General features: G+C 28.7%; 20 protein-coding genes. 15 read left to right on the forward strand and 5 right to left on the reverse strand.

All coding sequences use genetic code 11. The annotated features are described in order from the left end of the window. Positions 1–16 precede the first annotated feature (16 nt). The 5 genes from X924_RS09295 to X924_RS09315 all read right to left on the reverse strand — a co-directional run bounded on the left by X924_RS09295 (position 17) and on the right by X924_RS09315 (position 3,650). Positions 17–547: a class I SAM-dependent methyltransferase gene (locus X924_RS09295; RefSeq protein ID WP_121958632.1), complete on the reverse strand. Its 531-nt coding sequence runs from the start codon at positions 545–547 to the stop codon at positions 17–19. 153 nt (positions 548–700) lie between these two features. Next, a complete protein-coding gene (locus X924_RS09300; protein ID WP_121958633.1) occupies positions 701–1,192 on the reverse strand; it encodes an adenosine-specific kinase in 492 nt (163 codons plus the stop codon). 41 nt (positions 1,193–1,233) lie between these two features. Next, positions 1,234–1,704, reverse strand: coding sequence for a YbhB/YbcL family Raf kinase inhibitor-like protein (locus tag X924_RS09305; RefSeq protein ID WP_121958634.1), 471 nt, complete (start codon positions 1,702–1,704; stop codon positions 1,234–1,236). A 450-nt stretch (positions 1,705–2,154) separates the two neighbouring features. Then, positions 2,155–2,571, reverse strand: a complete 417-nt coding sequence (locus X924_RS09310; RefSeq protein ID WP_121958635.1) for a secondary thiamine-phosphate synthase enzyme YjbQ — start codon at positions 2,569–2,571, stop codon at positions 2,155–2,157. A gap of 488 nt (positions 2,572–3,059) precedes the next feature. Next, positions 3,060–3,650: a DUF2179 domain-containing protein gene (locus X924_RS09315; RefSeq protein WP_121958636.1), complete on the reverse strand. Its 591-nt coding sequence runs from the start codon at positions 3,648–3,650 to the stop codon at positions 3,060–3,062. Between the two features lie 308 nt (positions 3,651–3,958). Between X924_RS09315 and X924_RS09320 the strand changes: the two genes are divergently transcribed. The 15 genes from X924_RS09320 to X924_RS09390 all read left to right on the forward strand — a co-directional run bounded on the left by X924_RS09320 (position 3,959) and on the right by X924_RS09390 (position 19,153). Next, a complete protein-coding gene (locus X924_RS09320) occupies positions 3,959–5,437 on the forward strand; it encodes a hypothetical protein (protein ID WP_121958637.1) in 1,479 nt (492 codons plus the stop codon). A 26-nt stretch (positions 5,438–5,463) separates the two neighbouring features. After that, positions 5,464–6,894 (forward strand): hypothetical protein, encoded by a 1,431-nt coding sequence (locus X924_RS09325; protein ID WP_121958638.1) that lies wholly within the window; start codon positions 5,464–5,466, stop codon positions 6,892–6,894. 85 nt (positions 6,895–6,979) lie between these two features. Then, on the forward strand, positions 6,980–7,654 hold the full coding sequence (locus tag X924_RS09330) for a response regulator transcription factor (protein ID WP_121958639.1): 675 nt from the start codon (positions 6,980–6,982) through the stop codon (positions 7,652–7,654). Next, positions 7,617–8,960 (forward strand): cell wall metabolism sensor histidine kinase WalK, encoded by a 1,344-nt coding sequence (locus X924_RS09335; RefSeq protein ID WP_121958640.1) that lies wholly within the window; start codon positions 7,617–7,619, stop codon positions 8,958–8,960. Before X924_RS09330 ends, X924_RS09335 begins: the two co-directional genes overlap by 38 nt. 567 nt (positions 8,961–9,527) lie before the next feature. After that, positions 9,528–10,661, forward strand: coding sequence for a cysteine desulfurase family protein (locus X924_RS09340; RefSeq protein WP_121958641.1), 1,134 nt, complete (start codon positions 9,528–9,530; stop codon positions 10,659–10,661). Positions 10,662–10,699: 38 nt separating this feature from the next. Continuing rightward, positions 10,700–11,578 (forward strand): YicC/YloC family endoribonuclease, encoded by an 879-nt coding sequence (locus X924_RS09345; protein WP_121958642.1) that lies wholly within the window; start codon positions 10,700–10,702, stop codon positions 11,576–11,578. A 53-nt stretch (positions 11,579–11,631) separates the two neighbouring features. After that, positions 11,632–11,925, forward strand: a complete 294-nt coding sequence (locus X924_RS09350; RefSeq protein ID WP_121958643.1) for a DUF370 domain-containing protein — start codon at positions 11,632–11,634, stop codon at positions 11,923–11,925. Beyond that, complete coding sequence (gene gmk / locus X924_RS09355) at positions 11,922–12,542, forward strand: guanylate kinase (RefSeq protein WP_121958644.1); 621 nt, start codon at positions 11,922–11,924, stop codon at positions 12,540–12,542. The genes X924_RS09350 and gmk overlap by 4 nt, the downstream gene beginning before the upstream one ends. Beyond that, positions 12,542–12,772, forward strand: coding sequence for a DNA-directed RNA polymerase subunit omega (gene rpoZ / locus X924_RS09360; protein WP_121958645.1), 231 nt, complete (start codon positions 12,542–12,544; stop codon positions 12,770–12,772). Before gmk ends, rpoZ begins: the two co-directional genes overlap by 1 nt. A gap of 231 nt (positions 12,773–13,003) precedes the next feature. Then, positions 13,004–14,278 carry a serine--tRNA ligase gene (serS, locus tag X924_RS09365; protein ID WP_121958646.1) on the forward strand — a complete coding sequence of 425 codons (1,275 nt, stop codon included), beginning with the start codon at positions 13,004–13,006 and terminating at the stop codon, positions 14,276–14,278. 14 nt (positions 14,279–14,292) lie between these two features. Further along, positions 14,293–14,997 carry a 16S rRNA (uracil(1498)-N(3))-methyltransferase gene (locus X924_RS09370; protein ID WP_121958647.1) on the forward strand — a complete coding sequence of 235 codons (705 nt, stop codon included), beginning with the start codon at positions 14,293–14,295 and terminating at the stop codon, positions 14,995–14,997. Positions 14,998–15,016: 19 nt separating this feature from the next. Then, positions 15,017–15,853, forward strand: coding sequence for a mechanosensitive ion channel family protein (locus X924_RS09375; RefSeq protein ID WP_121958648.1), 837 nt, complete (start codon positions 15,017–15,019; stop codon positions 15,851–15,853). A 115-nt stretch (positions 15,854–15,968) separates the two neighbouring features. After that, positions 15,969–16,652, forward strand: coding sequence for a hypothetical protein (locus X924_RS09380; protein WP_121958649.1), 684 nt, complete (start codon positions 15,969–15,971; stop codon positions 16,650–16,652). Next, positions 16,639–18,498, forward strand: coding sequence for a flagellar hook-length control protein FliK (locus X924_RS09385; protein ID WP_121958650.1), 1,860 nt, complete (start codon positions 16,639–16,641; stop codon positions 18,496–18,498). The genes X924_RS09380 and X924_RS09385 overlap by 14 nt, the downstream gene beginning before the upstream one ends. Beyond that, positions 18,491–19,153, forward strand: coding sequence for a flagellar hook assembly protein FlgD (locus tag X924_RS09390; RefSeq protein ID WP_121958651.1), 663 nt, complete (start codon positions 18,491–18,493; stop codon positions 19,151–19,153). Before X924_RS09385 ends, X924_RS09390 begins: the two co-directional genes overlap by 8 nt. Positions 19,154–19,228: the final 75 nt, after the last annotated feature.

Genomic DNA, 19,228 nt, shown 5'->3' on the forward strand with positions numbered 1-19,228 from the left:
CTACCCCAATAATTCGCTAATCCTTAGGAATAGAATAAACTCTTGAATCATATACATATATATCTTTTTCGAATTTTGAGTAATTCCATTTTGGAAAAGTCCAATGGTTAGAGATGACTCTTGCTCCAGGTTTAATTTCTTTTCTGAGCTTGTCTTCTAATTTATTCATAGCAAAATCTACTTGAAAAACTGTTATAATATCATATTTTGATAAGTCGGCATTCCAAAAGTTTTTCCAATGTATATAAGCCTTACCTTTCAAGCCAGCTTTTCGAACGTTGATTCTTGAAATTATTACCAAAAGCGGGTTTATTTCGTAGCCATGTGCCTCAGCTCCTGCTTTAGCAAAAGCAATTACCACTCTTCCGTCGCCGCTACCTAAATCAGCTGAAATTTCTCCTTTTTTTACTTGAGCTAATTCGACCATTTTTTCTACAGAAGCTTTTCTACTTGGATCAAATATAGCACCATTAAGAGAAAAAGGAATAATCCAAAAAAAGACTAAATAAAAAAGTATTAATAATACTATAATAATTAAAAACCACATCTTTTTCTCCTTCTGCTCTCCTTTATAAATCACTTAGAATTCAATATAAGCTTAAATGTTCATTTCTCACGAATTTCATTTCTAACGTATCTAATTCTTTTTGCTTTTGATAATGGGAAACTCTAATTTTAAAAAGTTAATAGTATAATGTTTTTATCTTTTATAACCTATAATGCTTCTAAGTAGATCTTTTCTTTTTTCTATGTCTTCTTCTTTTTCAACATCTAAAGGAGAATAACCATCGACTACGCCAAGGATACCTCTACCTTGATCAGTTTCTGCAACAATTACTTGAAGAGGATTAGCAGTTGCGGCAAAGATTTTTAAAACTTCTTGCACATTTTGTAATTGGTTTTTAATATTTATAGGAAATCCTTTATTTATTAATAACACAAAACAATGCCCTGCACCAATTTTTTTTGCGTTTTCTATAGCTACTTTTATCAAAGTTTCGTCATTGCCATCATATCTAATAAGGCGAGGACCGGATGCTTCATTGAAAGCTAAACCAAATTTAATAGAAGAATTCGTGGTAACTATTGTTTCATATATATCTTCGACAGTTTTAATAAAATGTGATTGTCCAACTATTATATTACAGTCTTGTGGTATATCCAATTGAACAACGTCAAACTTCAATTCCACCAGATTTCCCTCCTGTCTTTTTCCAATTAGGTTCCAAATAATTAATCCCTTTTATATAGTCCAACAATCTCTGCTTGATCAATTATATGACCCTCTATTGCTTTTAGTAAATCTTCTTTTTTAGCGCTTTCTGGTAAATTTATTTCTGTATCCACAATATAAATTTTAAAATGATAATGATGAACCCCGTGGCCTACAGGAGGGCAAGGTCCCATATATCCAGTTTGATCTGCGCTATTTTTTCCTTGCATCATCTTTATAGGAGAAGAAACTTGATGTTTTTTAGGAATGTTCTCAGGAATTTCATTTGCTAATTCAATATTCCAAGCAACCCAATGAACAAACGTTCCTCTGGGAGCATCTGGATCGTCCATTATTAAAGCTAAGCTTTTTGCACTGTCTGGTATATTTTCAATCAGCAAACTTGGATTTATATTTCTACCTTCACAGGAAAATTTGGTTGGTATGTAATCATTGTTCTTAAAAGAAGGTGAAGAAACTTTTAAACTCATAACTTTATCCCTCCTTTTTTTATTTTAATATCCACTTTATAAATCCCAAAATCCTCATTATATGTATATTTTAGCGTTGATTTTTTACAAAACACCTACATGCATCTAGTCCTTAATAATTCCCAATTTATTTACCTTTTTTGGTACTTGTAGCCAAGCAAGGGGGAAAGGGCTGTACCCTGGACCCATTTTAAATCAAATGCTTATTTTCTAAAAATTATCATTTCTAAAGTCCCTATTATTTTAATACTCACTTTAGAAATTATAAAATCTTCATCAACCTACTTTAAGTTAAAGACATTGTTATTCTAAAATCTTCATTCATAAATTTTATAATACTTTTAAAAGTTTAAAGAAATAACTGTTTGATTCTGCTTATTAATTATTTCCTTATTTATCATTATACCATAATTTACATACTCAAAAAAATGTTTAAAAATAAGAAAAATTTTATTCTCCTATTATTTTTACCAAAACTCTTTTATTTCGCATACCATCAAATTCCCCATAAAAAATCTGCTCCCATGGTCCAAAATCTAATTTACCATCAGTAATGGCTACAACAACTTCTCTTCCCATGATAGTTCTTTTCAAGTGGGCGTCAGCATTATTTTCATATGTGTTGTGTTTATATTGATCATAAGGTTTTTCTGGAGCTAACTTTTCTAAAAATCTTTCAAAATCCTGATGCAAGCCACTTTCATCGTCGTTAATAAAAACACTTGCTGTAATATGCATAGCATTACATAGCAGTAATCCTTCTTTTATACTGCTTTCTTTCACGCATTCCTCTATCATAGGTGTAATATTTATAAACTCTCTTTGTTTTTTTGTGTTAAACCATAGTTCTTTTCTATATGATTTCAAAGTTTTAACCTCCTTAAAACTCTTAGTTTTACTTACTTTAGAAATTATGAAACTCTGGTTCTATAAATGTTTTGAATCTTAGTTTTTTCAAAAATACCTTCTCCTTCTAACCCTTACTAATTCTTAATTTCTTTAACTTTTTCGCTACGTGTAGCTAAGGAGAGAGGAGAGGGCTTCGCCCTGGACCCATTTTTAAATTCAAAAGCTTATTTTTAGAAAATTTTCATTTCTAAAGTCCCTAACTCTTAGTTTTACTCATTTTAAAAACTATGAAACTCCGATTTTATAAATGTTTTGAACCTTAGTTTTTCAAAAATACCTTCTCAACTCTAATCCTCACAAGATATGAGTTTCTTTAGCTTTTCGGTACTTGTAGCCAGAAAAGGGGGAGAGAGCTCTGCCCTAAATCCATTTAAATTCAAAACATTATTTTTTAAGATTCTTCATTTCTAAACTCCATATAAAACCTTTAAAATCTTTCCTGTAAATTATTTTCCATTTCGATTAAACCTTCCAAATTTTTTTAACTCCATCGTATCGGGTGGGAAAATTCCTTTATTAACCCCTCGAACTTCTTCTATAGAATAAAATGCATTTGGATTGAATTTTTTAACAATGTTAATAATTTTTTCTAAGTCTTTTCTTCTAACTACGCTGTAAATAACTTTTACGGGTCCTTGAGAACCTTCTGCGTTGATACTTGTGACACCAAAATTTTCTTTTCTTAAGTATTCTACTAACTCTTCTGCGTCTTTATTAGTAATAACTCTTAATAAATTTACTCCCAAAGCAATCTTTTCTTCTATTGTAGCTCCTAAATAATTTCCACAAGCAAAGCCTAAAGCATAAGCAATAGCATAAAAAATATTATCTAAATTAGACATAACTTGAGATATAGCTATGAGCCATACACTGACTTCAAAAAATCCGATAACCGAAGCTAAAAGCTTTATACCTTTAGAAACAAATATGATTCTTAATGTCATAAGTGAAACATCGCATAGTCTCATAAGAAATATAATAATAGGAAAAATCACTAAAGAAAAAAACGTTGAATCCATAAATGAAAGAGAATCCATACTTTTCACTCCTTTTTATTGTTGTCTTTTGTCTTTCATAGATATATTATCATAATATTCTTGTCTCTTTACTGATAATTTAAGTAATTTTTAAATATTAAAAGATTAAATGATATAATATAACGAAAAGAGATTGGTATTTATTAAACCTTATAGATGTAGATTTTTTTGGAATAAATTTTGAATTTGTATTTTAGGCACTTTAGAAATGAGAATTTTCTAAAAATAAGCATTTGAATTTAAAAGGAGTTAAGAGTAGATTTTGGGATTTCTAAAGGAAGTGTTTTTATTTGAAAAGGAGGCTTAATATGAAAAAGATTATTTTTCTTACCTATTTATGTTTAATAACAATAATAGCTTTGGGAGCTTCTATAGAATTAGATGAATATTATAAGAGCATAGATTTAATTGAAAGTAAAAGCACCCAAATTCCATTTTATATAACTAATAACGAAAGCTATGACCAAATAATCAACATAAAGAGTACTTCTTTAAACGATATCTTTTTTATAGATTATCCTCAAGAGATACGTCTAAAACCTTATGAAACTAAAATGGTAGTATTTGATATAAGTTCTTTAAAACAAACCAGCGGTACATATTTTTTATTTTTTCATTTAGAAATCACTAAACCATTTAACGAAATTTTTAATAAAATTAAGGTGAGTATTCCATTTCTAATTGAAATTAATTTATTAGAAAAAAATTTTCATCCTGTTATAAGGTTTAATAGTTACGATTTTGAAATTTTATTTGGTGAAGAAAAAGGAATGATCTTCCCGTCAGAAATTTTAAACAATAGCAATATGAAATTAGATTTTTGGGGTAATTTTAGAGTTTTCACAAAGGATAATATTTTAGTATCAGAAAAAATGTTGACTAAAGAAAATGCTATAAGTATTTTGCCTAATGAAAATAGAAAATTAAATATTTTCTTAGAAAAATATTTAATTCCAGATAAATATCAATTTCGAGTTGAAATTTATTATGGGTATAAAAGTTTTTTCCAGGAACGATATATTTTTGAAAAAGAATTTTATGTTACTGAAAATTTATACGATTCTTGGAGATCTTTTAATCTTTTGTCCGACATAAAATATATATATTTGAAAATTCCCAAAGTGATGAGTTCAAGAGAATATATAACTTTGCCTCAAGAGACTTCTTTTTATATTTTAAACAACGATTTTGTAACTTTGGTTGTAGATACCGACTTAATTTATAGCAATATTCCTTTAGATAGAATTATTAATAAGAAATATTTAAAATTATCTCCAGAGAAATTTGAATTAAAAGCTTATGATAAGAAAAAAGTAAATCTAATCGTCGATTATAGGAGGGCGAATCTTTCAAATTTAGAAGGTGAATACTTCGGAATTATATCAGCGAAAGTAGAAAATTCGATGATGGATTCAATAAGAATACCTATAATTTTAGATTTTGGGCATAATGACTATAAGATAAGCCAAATATTCTCTTCAAGCAATAAGTCAAAAATCGATGATTTTACGAATTTAGTAGAGTTAAACGCAAAAATTAAAAATGATGGTAATTCAAGTGTGTTTTATTTAATAACAGTTAAGAAATGGGTTGATAAAATAGGTAGGCAAGTAGGCGATAATATATATTTCAATTCAAACGTCCCTTTGCTACCTGGTGAATCGATAACTATTAATGAAGAATTTGAAGTGGAGATAGGAATAGATAAACTTATTATTGATGTTGAATACTATAAAGGGCCTAATAGAGAAATTTTAAGCAAAGAAACCTATATTTTGGAACTATAATTATCCAAATTCCAAGGAGATATTAGATGAAAAAGTTTTTTGTTTTTTTCTTTGTTTTATTAGCTTTGACGTTATCTTTTGCAAACATAAACGTTAGATTTTATGATACTAAATTGGAAGATGCATTGAAGATATTGGAAAATATAAGTGGATCGACTATATTAACTACTGCGAATTTGTATGGAAATACCAATAAAATTATTAATACAACAGATATAGAATTAGCTTTGGATATCTTACTATACGGAACAAATTTTGAGTATAGGAAAATAAATCAAAACTTATACGTTGTAGGAGATTTTAACCGAAGTATTGAAACAATGCAGAAAAGTTCAACAAGGATTAAAATAGAAAATATTGATAAATATAAAATTTCAAATGTGCTAATGTTAATTTCTGATAGAATAAATATAATGCCTAATTCTGACGAAATTTTAGTGCACGGACAAGATGAATTACAATTTTCTATCGTAACGTTAATTCAATATTTAAAAAACAATGTTGGAAAAGAAAATCAAATTATTGTTGTTTCTCAGCACGAAATATCTTCTAATTTTTATGAATATTTGAAAATCATAGAAAAGAATCAAGAAGTTTTAGAACTTAAAAGTAAAGATTCAATAGGGTTTTTAGAAAGTAATTTTGATATTCTTACAACCTTAAATAAAATAGAATTTTTCGAAATTTCCGAAGATACTGTTTATCTGAAGGATTTTAATGTTGAAATAAAAGAAGTTCAAAAAGATAAACTAAAAATAACCGTAAATACTCTAAAAAATCAGAATAGTAAAGATTTAGAATTAATTTCGGTGGAAAATAACTATTTGTTATTTGAAAATCAGGATAAATATTATATTATAGCGTTATCTTATCTAAATTTAGACACATTAAAAGTTATTAATAATAATCAAAATAATACTTTTTCTTTTTCCGTCGGACTCGATTATTCCTTAAAAGATTTATTATTTGGAATTCATTGTGCTACAGCATTCAATAAAAATTATTTGAGTTTTTCTTATAACTTTTTTGAGTTTTACCAGATACTCTATTATTTTCAGTTGATTGAAAATTTTAAGATAGGAATCAGTTTTAAAACTATGAATGAAAATGTTGTTAGCTCTATTATATTAAGTGATACACAGGATTTTGAAACTTTCTTGTTGAACGGTGAATTATATATAAATTCATTAAATGGTGAACTTTCCAGTAGTTTCTTCAATATGCAATCAATGAGCTATGACTTATTTATTATAAAAAATTATTTTTTAAACGATAACAATACTCAAAAAGTAACTATTGCACCAGGTACATCTTTAGAAGTAAATAAAGAAAAAGAAGCTAATTTATATTTTAATTTAAATATAGCATATGAAATTGATTTGACAAGAGCAATCTTAACGTTTAAATACCAGTATTATAGAAAAAACAATAATTTTAGCGTTTTTCTTAGTTTTTAATAAAAATCTAGAAACTTTAGAAAAGAGGATTTTTTAAAATAAGCATTAATTTCTAAAGATAATATTTCAGAATTAAGGGGGACTTATGTTTAAGATTTTAGTTGTTGAAGATGAAAAATCAATATCAAGACTTTTAGAATTAGAATTATCGCATGCTGGATATAAAGTAAAAATTGCTAAAGATGGACAAGAGGCTTTAGAATTCTATGAAAATTTTAAGCCTGATGTTATACTATTAGATATAATGTTGCCAAAAATGGATGGATTAGAAGTGGCCCAAGTTATTAGAGAATACGACAAAGATGTGGGTATAATTATTCTGACTGCTAAAGGGGAATTAGAAACTAAGATTGATGGTTTGAAAAATGCAGATGACTATGTCGTAAAACCTTTTGAAATAGAAGAGGTTTTAGCAAGGATAGAGTCTTTGTTAAGAAGATTAGGGAAAACAAAAGAAGTCATAAAAGTCGGAGAAATAGAGATTTATCCTCAAAGTATGGAGGTTTTTATAAAAGACGAAAAGATTCATCTTAGTTTAACTGAGTTTAATATTTTAAAGTTCTTAGCAATTAATAAAAACATTGTTATGTCAAAAGAAAAAATCATGGAAGAAGTTTGGGGATACGCCGACGAAGAAAATAATAATTTAGTTGAAGTTTATATAAACTACCTTAGAAAAAAACTTAAAGGTGCTTCTCAAAATATTGAAACTGTAAGAGGTGTTGGATACGTTATCAGAGAAAGGAAAAGTGAAACATAGTGCTATTTTTAGACAAACCATAGTTTTTACAGCTGTAAGTATGGCTATCGTGTTAGCAATAGTTGTGGTAATCAGAGTAATTTTTATAGAATTTACGATCAGAAGTTATAATGAATTATATGTTTCTGAGTTGAATATCGGGACTATGAATAGAGAAAGAAGCGGACCCCCTCAAGATTCATTATCGTTACTTTATCAGTTGATGCAAGATTCAAGTGTATTAAGAAGAAGCCTTCTTTCAAATAAAATAGTTATACTTGATGGAGTATTGATATCTGATCCTTATGGCTTGATCAAAGAAGGTTTTAAAATTCCTCGCTTGCCTTATCTCTATGAATACGATGGTCTATATTACATTTTTATAGGTGTGCCTATATTTGAATCTTCTTTTTTAATTGTCGGAAATCCTTCTCTTGAACTTACGGCACTTTTAAAGAGTTTTGAAAAGATTGTTATGGCAATATTATCTATCGGTGCCATCATTTCTCTCATAATTTCATATTTTTTAGCTAAAAACACTCTAAAACCAGTTGTCAAAATTTCGGAACAAATATCTAAAATAGACGCAGATAATATAAACGAACGAATTCCTGAACAAGCTTCAGAAGAGTTCGATGTATTAGCAAAAAAGTTAAATTCTATGTTAGATAGAATAGAATATGCCTTTGAAATACAAAATCAATTTGTTTCGGATGTTTCACATGAACTCAGAACTCCTTTAACATCAATTAATGGCTATATAAAAATGTTAAAAAGATGGGGTAAAAGTGATCCTCAAGTTATGAATGAAGCGTTAGACAGTATAGAATCATCAAGTGAATATCTCAGAGATTTGGTTGAAAAACTTCTGTTGCTTACCAAGAGTGAATACAAAATTGAGAAAGAAGTTTTTGATATTTCTGAAGTGTTAGCTGATATTTTTGATTTCTTTAAGTTAGACCTTAAAGACTTTTCTGTAAAAGTGAATGGTGAAAGCTTTAAAGTTGAAACTTCGAAAGAGTATTTATTCATAATATTAAAGGTTTTATTTGAAAATGCAATAAAATATTCGTCTGATAAAAAAGAGATAGAAATAACCTTAGATCCTTCACAGAAGAAAATCAGTATCAAAGACTATGGAATAGGTATAGAAAAAGAGAAATTAAAAAATATATTTGAAAGATTTTATAAAGCTGATCCTTCAAGATCTCAGAAAGGACATGGGTTAGGATTATCAATTGCTAAGAAATTGGCAGATACTCTTCATATAAAAATAAGTGTTGAGTCAGAAATGGGTAAGGGAAGTATATTCACGTTATCTTTTTGAAGGAGAAAATTTAAAGTTAAATAGAGTAGATGCGTATGTACGCATAAGTAATAATTTTTGAAAATATGGAACGGGTCTTTAGAGCACAGTTCCTCCTTTTTTTTGCTCGAAGTATTGACCAAGTTAAAAAAAAATGATAGTTAGTAAGTATTAGATAGAAACTTTAAAAATGAGGATTTTTGAAAATAAGCATTTGACTTTAAACGGGTCCAGGGCACAGCCCTCTCCCCATTGCTTGGCTACATGTAGCGAAAAAGTTAAAGAAATTCATATTTTGTGAAGATTAGGGTGAAAGAGGTGCTTTATAAAAAATTTAACGTTAAAACATATATAGGGACTTTAAAAATGAGAAATTTCTAAAAATAAGTATTTAACTTTAAAATGGGTCCAGGGCGGAGCCCTCCCCCCTTTCCTTGGTAAAAGTACCGAAAAACTAAAGAAATTAAGGATTAGGGAGTATTAGAGCTGATGGGGTATTTTGTAAAAAAATCGAATCTAAAAAATACATATAATAAGGATTTTGTAATTTCTAAAGCGAGTATTAAATAATTAGTAGGAGGATTGCGAATGATATATTTTGATAACAACGCTACAACAAAGGTTGATGAGGAAGTTGCAGAAGTCATATTAAAATACATGACAAAATATTATGCGAATCCTAATTCTATACATAAATTTGGAGTAGAAGTTGAAAATGATTTAGAAGAAGCTCGAGAAAATATTGCGAAGTTGCTAAAAGTTTCTGTGAACGAAATATATTTTACATCGTGTGCCACAGAGTCGATAAATTGGGTCTTAAGAGGTGTTGCCAAAGCGAATTCAAATCGTGGTAAACATATAATCACTTCATCTATAGAACATTCAGCAGTTATAAGTACATTAAAAGATCTTGAAAGATTAGGATACGAGGTGACCTACTTAAAGGTTGATAAAAAAGGTATTGTGGAGCTTGAAGAACTTTCTAAAAGTATTAGAAAAGATACCATACTCGTTAGTTTAATGGCAGCAAATAACGAAATAGGTACTATTGAACCAATTAAAGAAGCTTACAAAATAGTGAAAGAAAAAAATAAAGAAGCGTATTTTCATATAGATGCGGTACAAGCCCTCGGAAAAATTCCTTTTGATTTAGAAATATATAAATGTGAATTTGCTTCTTTTTCTGCTCATAAGTTTCATGGTCCTAAAGGTGTTGGCATATTATACAAAAAAACAGGCTCTCGAATATTTCCTTTGATTACCGGCGGTAATCAGGAAAATGCTATGAGAGGAGGAACGCAAAACGTTGCTGGGATAATAGGAACCTCTATTGCTCTAAAAAAATCTTGTGAGCATATTCCTTTTATGAATTCCGAGATAAAAGAAATTCGAAATATGCTCGCTAATGAATTGAAAAGTATGGGGGCGGAAATCGTAACACCGTTAGAGGATTCGGTACCAAATACATTGGCTGTTTTTTTCCCTAAAATTCGAGGAGATATTATAGTTAACGCTCTTTCTGAAGAAGAAATCTTTGTTTCAACGACTTCTGCGTGTTCGAGCAAGGTTAATTCTACAAGTAAAGTTATGAGAGAAATGGGGTACGATGAAGATTCATCAAAAGGAATGATTAGAATAAGCCTTTCTTACTTAAATAATCATGAAGAAGTTCAAATATTTGTAAATAAGTTAAAAAATGTTTTGAAATTTTTGAATTATTAAATTTTTAATGTATAATATATAAAAAGGGGGGTATAAAAATGAGAAGTATGACTGGTTATGGGAGATTATCAAAAAATATTGGTGATTATGGTTATAATTTAGAAATTAAATCTTTAAACTCTAGAACTTTAAACATCAATACTTTTCTTTCACCTATTTTTTCTCCTATGGAGATAAATATCCAAAATTTTCTAAAAAAGTATTTTAAAAGAGGAAGCTTAAAAGTATTTGTAGATATAAAATTTTTAAAAACAGATGATGTTGTGGATGTTGATGTCGGGTTGGCAAAATCTTATTATAATGCTTTAAGTGGTCTGGTTAGTCAACTTCATTTAACAGATGATGTAAGCTTAGATATACTTTTGAAATTTAAAGATATTGTCAAAATTTCAATAAATGAAAGTGTGATTGAAGAAGCATGGAAAGGATTGGAAGAAATGCTAAAAGAAGTATGCGAAGTAGTTATTTCTTATCAAAAAGAGGAAGGAGAACATTTAAAAAAAGTTATATCTGAATATTTAGAAGATACTCAAGAAATTGTAGATAATATTTCAGAAAATTCTTCAAAAATGAAAGAAACTTACAGGGAAAAAGTAAGGAATAATCTTACAACTTTATTGGATAATTTTGATGATTTAGATGAAAAAAGGATAGAAATGGAAATAACGCTTTTAGCTGAAAGATCAGATATATCAGAGGAAATAGAAAGATTGAACAGTCATATAAATAGGTTTAAAAGATTTATTGAAAGTGAAGAAGATAGTATAGGACAAGATTTAGATTTTATTTGTCAAGAAATGCATAGAGAGTTTAATACAATAGCTGCAAAGTCGAAACTTTTACAGATAACAAATTTTTCTCTTGAAGGAAGATCTTTGGTAAACAAAATTCGCGAACAAGTCCAAAATATTCATTAATAAAAAATGGATTTTTTTTAATTTTCCTCATTTCGTAATGGGAGGTGCTCTTTATGTATGGATTAATTAACATCGGTTTTGGAAATGTTGTAGTAGGTGATAGAGTTATCGCTATAGTGAACCCGAGTTCTCAGCCATTAAAGCGGTTAAAAGAGATTGCAGATCAACAAGGGAAACTGTTGGAAGTCAACCACGGTAGAAAAACAAGGGCCTTTATAATTACTGACTCAGGACACGTTATATCAAGTGCGATTCAACCCGAAACTATAACGAATAGGTTTTTGCAAAATTTTTACGATATAGAAAAGGCTTTAGATAAAATAAGAAAGGAAACTTCCGAAAAATGACGGGGCTATTATATGTTGTTAGCGGCCCATCTGGAGCAGGAAAATCAACGCTAATAAAAAACGCATTGAATAGTTTAAATGGTTTTTCTTTTTCTGTTTCATATACTACACGAGCAAAAAGGGAAGGAGAAATAGACGGTAAAGACTATTTTTTCGTAAGTTTAGAAACTTTTATGAAGATGAGGGAAAACAATGAATTTTTGGAATGGGCAAAAGTGCACGGAAATTATTACGCTACTTCGAAAAGCTTTGTGGAAAGAAGTTTACAAGAATGTAAAGGAGTAGTTTTAGATGTTGATGTACAAGGAGCTCTTAATATAAAAAGTAGATATCCTAAAGCTACCTACATTTTTATTTTACCTCCATCACCCAAGGATCTTGAAGAAAGGTTAAAAAAGAGAGGTACTGAAACGGAAGATTCTATTGAAACAAGGTTAAAAGATGCTGAGTCAGAAATATCTCAAATAGATATTTTTGATTATATTTTAGTAAATTATGAAATTTTAGAAGCTACTAAACAATTGATGTCGGTTTTGGTAACCCAACAATTAAAAAAAGAAAATTTTAAAGAAAGAGACTTCAACTTCTCTTTTTTCAAAAAAGGAGTGATGTTTTAATGAGTTTAGATATTAATTTTGATAAAATCTTAAAAAAAGTGAGATTCAAGTATGCTGTTCCCATCATAGCTGCAAAAAGAGCAGAAGCGTTGAGGAATTTAGATGAATTGAACGGTATAGAGGAAAGAAAAGATTATGTCTCAATAGCTTTAAAAGAATTAGAAAGTGGGAAAATAACCGTTAAAAATCTTTCAAAACTTGAAAATGATGCAAAAATATTAGAAGACTAAAAAAACGGAGATTTTTTTGAAAATAAGCTTTTGAATTTAAAATGGGTCCAGGGCGGAGCCCTCTCACCATCTCCTTAGCTACGCGTAGCGAAAAGTTAAAGAAATAGTCAGTTGGTCAAAATTAGAGTAGTGAAGGTATTTTTTGAAAAAACTAAACGTTAAAACATTTACAAAATCTGAGTTTTGTAATTTCTAAAGTGGGCAAAAGAAATGTATTGGGGAGGAAACTAAATGATTGATTTAAAATTAATACGTGAAAATCCAGAATTAATAAAAATCGCTTTAAAAAATAGAAACAACGAAATAGAAATAATAGATGAAATATTGTCTTTAGACGAAAAAAGAAGAGAGTTATTAAAGAATGTAGAGATGTTAAGAGCTGAAAGAAACAAAAATTCTAATGTTGTTGCCAAACTAAAAGCTGAAAAGAAACACGAAGAAGCCGAATCCTTGATTTTAAAAGGAAAAGAAATTTCTAATCAAATTAAAGAAATTGAATATGAGTTAAAAAGTATCGAAGATCTTTTGTACAATAAATTGCTATATATACCGAATATTCCAGATAAAAGCGTTCCAATTGGGAAAGATGAAAAAGATAATGTTGAAATAAGGAAATGGGGAACTCCACGAAATTTTAGTTTTGATCCAAAAGCACATTGGGATATAGGTTCTGAATTAAATTTGTTGGATTTTGACAGAGGAGCCAAGCTTAGTGGGTCAAGATTTACTGTGTTAAAAGGAGACATTGCAAGATTAGAGTTAGCTCTTATTAATTTTATGGTTGATTTACATACAAAAGAACATGGGTATACTTTTATACTTCCTCCCCATTTAGTGACAAAAGAAACAATTACAGCAACTGGACAGTTACCAAAATTTGAAGAAGAACTTTACAAAACTACACCCGATGAAATGTATCTTATCTCAACTGCAGAAGTTCCGCTTGCGAGTTTACATAAAGATGAAATATTAGAATATAAAGAATTACCATTGAAATATGTTTCTTATACCCCATGTTATAGAAGAGAAGCAGGGAGCTATGGAAAAGATGTAAGAGGAATTATCAGACAACATCAATTTGATAAGGTAGAATTAGTTTGGTACAGCCTTCCTGAAGAATCTGAACAAGCGTTAGAAGAATTAACACACGATGCAGAAATGGTTTTACAGCTTTTAAATTTACCTTATAGAGTAATAACATTATGTACAGGAGATTTGGGTTTTGCTGCGGCAAAAACCTATGATATAGAAGTTTGGCTTCCAAGTTATAAAGATTTTAAGGAAATATCTTCTTGCTCAAATACAAAAGATTTTCAAGCAAGAAGAGGAAATATAAGGTATAAGAGCAAAAATAATACAACGGAGTTTGTTCATACTTTGAATGGTTCTGGTTTAGCGGTAGGAAGAACGCTTGTAGCGATAATGGAAAATTATCAAACTTCCGATGGGAAAATAGAGATTCCTGATAAATTAATTCCGTATATGGGGAAAAAATTTATTGGATAATAAGGACCAAAAATATGCCTAATGTTTTTTATGGTATAAAAGAAAATAATAACATTATTTTAGATGAAAGGGAAACTGCTCATTTAAAGGTTTTAAGAAAAATAGAAGGCGATTTAATAAAAGCTATAACTGGAGACGAATTTTTATATTATGCTAAAATTCAAAAATTAAATAAAAAAAAGACGATTTCACAAATTGTTAAACAAGAGTATTTAAATGAAAATTATAATCCTTACATTTCAATATATTTTGGTATGAGTAAATGGGACAGAACTCATTTATTATTAGAAAAATTAGTAGAACTAAGAGTGAATGAGTTCAATGTATTTAAAGCTGAAAAATCTGAAACAAACTATAAAAGTTTAGAAAAATTTCAAAGAACTATCATAGAGGCTTGTAAGCAAACTGTTTATGCTAAAATTCCAAGTATAAAGATAGTAAATATAGAAGATATACCTAAAGAAAACACGATCATTCTTGATTTAATCGATAATAAAACATCTTTAAAAACATTTCTTCAAAGTCTAAAAACAAAAGCAATTAAAAACATAAACGTAGTTTTAGGACCAGATACAGGATTTTCCGAAAACGAAAAGGATTTTTTTATAACAAATAACTTCGAAATTATTAACTTAGGTAAAAGTATCCTTAGATTTGAGACTTCGGCTATATATGTTGTGACTGCTTTAAATTATGAATTTGATAGATTAAATATATAATTGGGGGGCGAGATTCTTTATGGAAGAATGGCTTTCAACTGCTTTAAATTTTATTATAAGGATCGCAATAAGTGTAGCAATTATTTTTGTTGCGAGATATATAGGGAAAGTAGTCTATAGAATAATAATAAGCACAGCAGAAAAAAGAGGCCATATAACACTCCAGTACAAAAATTCTTTAATGACAATGATAAATATTGCTATGTACACATTAGCGGGATTTGTGATTATATCTGTCATATTTACAAATTTAAGCGCTTTTTTAGCCGGTTTAGGGATAGGAGGTATTATAGTAGCTTTTGCTGTACAGGAACCCTTAGGTAATTTAATATGTGGTTTTTTAATTATGATGAATCACTTAGTTGTTGATGGAGAAGCTGTAGAAATAAATGGTATTTCCGGATCGGTGGAAGAAATAAATATAAACCATGTAGTGATTAGAACATGGGACGGTAGAAAAATTAACTTGCCAAGTAAAGAAGTTTGGTCAAGTAAAATAATACATTATTGGCCAAGCGATATAAGGAGAAATGAAATAAAAGTTGGAGTTTCTTATTCATCTGATTTGGAAAAAGTAGTAAAAGTTTTAAACGAAGCCGTTCAATCTGCTCAATTAGTGCACATAGACGATGATCATCAGCCCTTGATAGTTTTTGACAGTTATGGAGATTCATCGATTAATTTTATCGTAAGATTTTGGGCAAAAAGAGAAAACTTTATTAATTCATCCTTGGATGTTGCAAAAACCATAAAATTAAAATTTAAAGAAAACGATATAGAAATACCTTTCACTCAAATAGACTTACATGTTCGAGATGTTAATCCAGACATAGTTCAAAATAGCAACAAAATTTAAAGTTATAAATCAAAAAGGCGGATTTATCCGCCTTTTTATTTAATAAATTTAATAATAGTATTTTTAGGAATTTCATATTTTGTTAAAGAAGAATTGTATTAGGAGGATAAATTTAATGGCTGACGAAAAAAATAAGAAGGAAAAAACAAAAAGAAAACATCGTAAACTGTGGAGATTTTTAATAATCGCTTTTATTGTAGCAATATTTTTGCTCGGATTTGGTTATATTTATTTCGAATATTCACGGCTTTCTTATTTTAATCTGAATTTACAAAATAGTTGGAGAAGTTATCTCGCATATTTAATCGATTTCGTACCAGGTTTGAGAAATCTATCAAAGTACGAATACTTGGAAATTGGTGACCCTCTTTATCTTCAAAAAGAACTTTTAGATATGCGATTTCAGTCTTTAAGAGACGAAAGAGAACAATTAGCAACACAAAAACAAGAGCTTGAAACATTACTTTCAAGAATATCTCAAGAAAGTGAGAAACTGATGATGCAAAGAGAGGAACTTGATAAACTAAGCAAAGAATACGAACAAAAAATTGCAGAATTCAACGATTATAACAATCGAATAGCAACATTAGGCACGTGGTTGTCAAGGTCAACTCCTCAACAAATTGCTAACGCACTTGTAAGAGAAGAAGTTAGTGTAGAGTTACTTGTAGATACATTGATGACGTTAGAATCTAAAGCTGCTGCGGAAATTCTTCAGGCTATTGCTTTAGTTAATCCACAAAAAGCAGCAGAAATAATTGCGAAGATGGGGGAAAAAGGAAGAAATGTCTTTAAATAATTTATTAATATCAAGTGATCAGATAAAAACTCCTTTATTACAAAAAAGTAATATAACTAACATAGATTCTGCACCAACTGGGAACGATATTTCAAAACCCACTTTTAACTCTTTTGAAAAAAGTTTATTGTCTGCTTATAATTCTAAAAAGAATATTAAAGATAGTATTACATTATACGATAAAAATGAGAAACTAATTATAGAGGAAATAGAATTATTTGATATTACAAGTATTTTTAAAGGATTTAAAAACTTGAAAGTTGACTTAAAAGAAAGCAAAGAAGGTATTTATATTTTGAATACCAACGAAGATAAAGAAATAAAGTTTTCCATTAGTTTTGAGAAGTTTTTAAACTTGATAAATAAAAGCCTCAACGATAAAAATATTGAGACTAATGAAAGTTTGTTGCTAAAGAAAGCAGAATTAATATTAAAAGAAAATAAAGATAATCTATCACACCAAGAAAAAGATATTTTATCAAAAGCTCTAACAATATTGATCGATGAAAGCTTTAAAACTCTCATAGATAACTTTAATGAAGGAAAACAGGTACCTGAGGATTTCATAGATTTTTTCGAAAATATCGGTGTAGATATTAAAATAATTGATTTAAAGACTAAAGATCAATCAAAAATAAAGTTATTGGTTTTGGAAAAAGAAAACAAAAGGGTTATTATCCCACAAAATACAAGATCGGATATCTCTGACAAAGGAATCCTTGTTAAATTAGAGCAGCAAGATATAAACCAAAAAAACTTAGAAGATATGTTTAAAAAGCAAGACCAACCAAATTATTTACCAAAGGAAACTGCAATTTTTGAAAAAGGACTTTTACAGGAAAAAGATTTTAATGTTTTGAGTAATTTAAATTCTAAAAAAGAAGTTGCTTTTAATAGCCAAACTGAAAAAGTAAGCAATCAAAAAATAGTTGATAATTACCTGCTATTTTCAAAAGAATCTTTTAAAAATTTTATCAATTCATCTGAAACAGAGAATAATTTTTTAATGTATTTTCTAAACGATCAGGGAAAAGAGAAGTATACAAAGAATAATTACAATGAAGAAAAAAATCCAAAAAGCATCATTAATCAAGTAAGTTTATTATCTCAGGACATGTCTAATAAAAGCAAAGTTGATAGCATAAACCAAACCAATGAAGAGAGTTCTCAGAATACCAACAACTTGTTAGAAGAAAAAAGAAGTTTTTATTTAAATAGTTATGACATTAGAAAAAATGCTTATATAGAAAAAGAAAGATTCGAAAAATTTACTTACAATTTAGAACAAAAATTAGAGAAAGTCAACGATGCAAAAAATATAAACTTTAACAATTCAATTAATTTTGAAAAAAATAGTGCATCTATTCAAGATGTGAATTTTAATAGAAATATGAACTTAAAAAATACTGTACAAACTAATTTACCTACTATAAATTTGAACGAATTAAATTCGCAAATAAAGGATATTGTTGTAACAAAAAACACTCAAACTTTTATTAACGAAAGTTTTTCAGTCAAAGTTTCCCCTCCTAATTTAGGAAAAGTAGATTTTCAAATAATAAAAAGCGGAGAATCCATTACGATTAACATTGTAACTGAGAATGAGAATTCGAAATCTATTATTTCAAAAACAATACAATCTTTGGTTGGAAATTTGAGAGACGAAGGGTATCAACCTGTAAATATAAAAATAAACGTAGAACAGGAACAAAATTATTTGAATACTCCAAATCAACATAAACAAGAACAACAAAATCAAGAAAAAAAAGAACACGATGAAAATCAAGAAGAAGATAATTTGAAATATGAATTTGTAGAATATTTAAGAGGTGATTTAAATGCTTAATTCAGTTTCAATGGATTATATATATAAAAGTACTTATGAAGCAACTAAGAATAGAGAAATAAAAAAAGAATTAGATAAAGAGGCTTTTTTAGAGTTGTTGGTCACACAGTTGAAGAATCAAGATCCTACAGAACCACTTAATAACAAAGATTTAATTGCCCAACTTTCACAGTTATCATCAACAGAACAAATAATGAATATGAGTAATGCGGTACAAGAAATGGTTAACTCTCAATTATCCCTTGGAAAACTTCAAGGTGCAAGTTTACTTGGAAAGACAGTGGCTGTAAACGATAACACACTTGTTATTGAAAATGGTGTCTCAGATTCTATCACTTATGGTTTAAATACTTCTTCACAGGTAATGATAGAAATATACGATGTAAGGGGCAAGCTAGTGTATTCTCAAGATTTAGGTATAAAAAATGCGGGATTGAATTCGTTTGTATGGAACGCCAAGAACAACGATGGAACTTCGTTGCCTGATGGAGAGTACATATATGGTGTTTATATAGTAGAGAATGGGCAAAAAATTTTAACTTCGGGAATTAAAACGGGAATAGTCGAAGCGATTAAGTTTTTAAACAACGAACTGTATCTCTTGGTAAATGGAGAAATTTATCCATTTTCAGCTATCAATGAAATTAGTGTATGATTGTATAAATAAAAATTTTTTAGTGTACTAATAAACAAGCGTTTCAAAATTTCTGAATAAGTAATTAGAAAATAT

Origin of the sequence: Petrotoga sp. 9PWA.NaAc.5.4, from assembly GCF_002895485.1 — a bacterium.
Taxonomy (GTDB): Bacteria; Thermotogota; Thermotogae; order Petrotogales; family Petrotogaceae; genus AZRK01.